Source organism: Micrococcus sp. HSID17227 (assembly GCF_003989405.1).
GTDB classification, from domain to species: Bacteria; Actinomycetota; Actinomycetes; order Actinomycetales; family Micrococcaceae; genus Micrococcus; species Micrococcus luteus.
In genome coordinates this window covers 1-2,641 of sequence record NZ_RBLN01000270.1, presented here as the reverse complement: position 1 = coordinate 2,641, position 2,641 = coordinate 1, and the positions used below count along the sequence as shown (strand labels likewise).

At 70.2% G+C, this 2,641-nt stretch carries 3 protein-coding genes and 2 pseudogenes; all 5 read right to left on the bottom strand.

All coding sequences use genetic code 11. The annotated features are described in order from the left end of the window. Positions 1 to 328 (bottom strand): annotated as a pseudogene (locus D8M29_RS10675) (F0F1 ATP synthase subunit delta); the annotation flags it as partial. After that, positions 325 to 879 (bottom strand): F0F1 ATP synthase subunit B, encoded by a 555-nt coding sequence (locus tag D8M29_RS10670; protein WP_036313055.1) that lies wholly within the window; start codon positions 877 to 879, stop codon positions 325 to 327. The gene D8M29_RS10670 and the pseudogene D8M29_RS10675, both read right to left, overlap by 4 nt. Before the next feature lie 84 nt (positions 880 to 963). Further along, positions 964 to 1,179 carry an ATP synthase subunit C gene (locus D8M29_RS10665; protein ID WP_002857264.1) on the bottom strand — a complete coding sequence of 72 codons (216 nt, stop codon included), beginning with the start codon at positions 1,177 to 1,179 and terminating at the stop codon, positions 964 to 966. A gap of 150 nt (positions 1,180 to 1,329) precedes the next feature. Continuing rightward, a complete protein-coding gene (atpB, locus tag D8M29_RS10660; RefSeq protein ID WP_002857266.1) occupies positions 1,330 to 2,130 on the bottom strand; it encodes a F0F1 ATP synthase subunit A in 801 nt (266 codons plus the stop codon). A gap of 231 nt (positions 2,131 to 2,361) precedes the next feature. Next, positions 2,362 to 2,641, bottom strand: a pseudogene (locus D8M29_RS10655) (hypothetical protein); the annotation flags it as partial.

Here is a 2,641-nt window from a genome sequence, read left to right as displayed (position 1 = left end):
CGGCCTCCGCGGCGGCCGCGTGCACGGCCACCGTCTCGAGGGCGTCCCCGAGATCGCGCTCCGCCGACCAGCGGCGGCCGGCCAGGTCCTTGAGGACCTGCAGTGCACCGGGGGTCACCCGGGCGCCGAACAGCGAGTCGACGAGGCCGTGACGGCGCTCGGTGGTCCAGGCGGGGTCGGTCAGGGCGCGGCGCAGCGCGCCGTGCTCGTCCACCACGTCCAGCGCGCCGAACAGCTCGCGTGCCAGGGCCACGCCGCCCTCGTCCAGCACCGGACCGACGGCCTCCAGGGAGGCGGCCAGAGAGTCCCTCGATGCGCCCGTCATCATTCGGCGACACCTGCGCTCTGGTGACGGTCCAGGTCAGCCAGGAAGCGGTCGACCACGCGCTGCGAGCGGGCGTCGTCCTCGAGGGACTCGCCCACGATCTTGCCGGCCAGGGTCGTGGCCAGCGAGCCGACCTCGCCCTTGAGCTGCGCGGCGGCCTGCTGACGCTCGGCGGCGATCTGCGCCTGCGCCTGCTCGGAGATGCGCCTCGCCTCGGCGGTCGCGCGCTCGCGCGCCTCGGCCACGATCTCGGCGGCCTCGGTGCGGGCATCCTCGCGGATGCGGTTCGCCTCGGTGCGGGCGTCCGCCAGCTGCGACTCGTAGTCCGCCATCATCGCGTTCGCCTCGGCCTGGGCCTTCTCAGCCTTGGCCAGACCGCCCTCGATCGCCTCGACACGGTCCTGGTAGGACTTCTCGAGGGTCGGGACGATGAACTTGATGACGATGAACATGAGCAGGGCGAAGCCCACCACGACGACGAGGATCTCCCACGGGTTGGGGATCAGGGGGTTGGCCCCCTCAGCTGCCGCGAGGATCAGTCCGTTGCTGATCATGTTTCAACCATCCTTCGGTCAAGAGTCCTATGGAGATGGAGCACCGACGGTCTCACCGTGCGGGCGCTCCGTGGACGCGGCGCGTCAGGCGCCGATGACGAAGGCGAAGACGAGGCCCAGGATGGCGAGGGCCTCGGCGAGCGCGAAGCCCAGGAGGGCGATCGGCTGCAGGATGCGCTGGGCCTCCGGCTGACGGGCGACGCCGTTGATGTAGGCGGCGAAGATCAGGCCCACGCCGATGGCGGAGCCGATGGCGGCGAGGCCGTAGCCGATCATGTTGAGCGAACCGTGCAGTTCCATGGTGTTCCTTTCACGAGGCCGAGGTGTCCGGCCGGGTTGTGGAGGGTCGGCCTCCCGGGTGGTCCTCCTGCGGAGGGCCGGGAAGACTGGTGGCGGGCTCTCCCGCCGTACCGCGGCCGCCTGGGTCGTGCCCGAGGCGGCCCCGGAAGATCAGTGGTCGTTCGCGTCGATCGCGCCCTGGATGTAGATCGCGGTCAGCAGCGTGAAGACGAAGGCCTGCAGGTACATGATCAGCAGCTCGAGGAAGTACAGGGCCACCGAGCCGAGGATGACCAGGATGCCGGTGCCCTGCAGGGCCAGGCTGCCGGTCTGCGTGATCAGGTAGGCGGCGCCGGCGCCGGCGAGCATCACGATCATGTGGCCGGAGAGCATGGTGGCCATCAGACGCAGGGAGTGGGTCAGCGGGCGCACGATGAAGTTGGAGATGATCTCCAACGGCACGAGCAGCGGCAGGATCCAGCCGGGCACACCCGAGGGCACGACGGCCAGCTTCAGGTAGCGCACGCCGTGGCGCTTGATGCCGACGCCGATCCAGATCGCGTAGACGATGAGGGCCAGGCCGTAGGCGGCGCCCGCGTGGGAGAAGGTCGGCAGCTGCAGCACCGGGATGGCGCCGAACAGGTTGTTCAGCAGCACGAAGAAGAAGATGGCGAAGAGCAGCGGGACCCACTGCTTGAAGTTCTTCTCGCCCAGGATGTCCTTCGCGATGTCGTTCCGGACGAAGGAGTAGCCGGACTCGGCGAGCCACTGGGCCTTGCCGGGCACGAGCCGGGGACGGCGCATGGCCCACGCGAAGAAGGCGGTGATGAGCACCACGGAGAGCAGGACGAGCAGCATCTGCTTGCCGAAGCCGGTGCCGTACTCCGCACCCCAGGGGAAGATCTCCGGGAGGTGACCATCAGAGATGGTGGGGGGCACGAATGATGCGTTGGCCAGCACGAGGGTCAGCACGCGGTTCCTCTCCGAAGTGATGCAGTCGACGGGACCGCAGCCTCGTCCCCGGACCACAGGCGGGCGCCGCGACATTGCGGGGGTACCGGTGCGATGCGAGACACGGATGGCGGCAGGTGGGCGCCGTCGAAGTGTTCGCCGCCAACGATACCAAACGGTGACCCGTGCTCCGTACCGCAGACGGGGCCCATCGCATGGCCCCCGGCTCGGTGTCTTCGCCCCTCGGGCGGGTCAGTCGGCGTAGATCCCGCGGCGGGTCCGCGCGAAGACGAGGACCTCCGCGGCCTGCCAGACGAGGATCGTCACGAGGGCGGCGATCGCCGCCGCGTCCGCCCGGACCCAGCCGGGGCGGGGCAGGACCCCCAGCAGCACCGCGAACACCGCGATCTTGAGCACGAACAGCCCCACGCTGACCGGCAGCGCCGCCTCGCGCGCCCGGTCCCACACGAGTGCCGTCGTCGCCCCGGTGAGCGCCGAGAGCGCGAGCACCGCGCCGCCGCCCAGCAGGGCA

Bases quoted from the DNA above. Each gene is read 5' to 3' on its own strand.
- D8M29_RS10670 (WP_036313055.1), bottom strand. From the start codon at position 879: ATGATCAGCAACGGACTGATCCTCGCGGCAGCTGAGGGGGCCAACCCC.
- D8M29_RS10665 (WP_002857264.1), bottom strand. From the start codon at position 1,179: ATGGAACTGCACGGTTCGCTCAACATGATCGGCTACGGCCTCGCCGCC.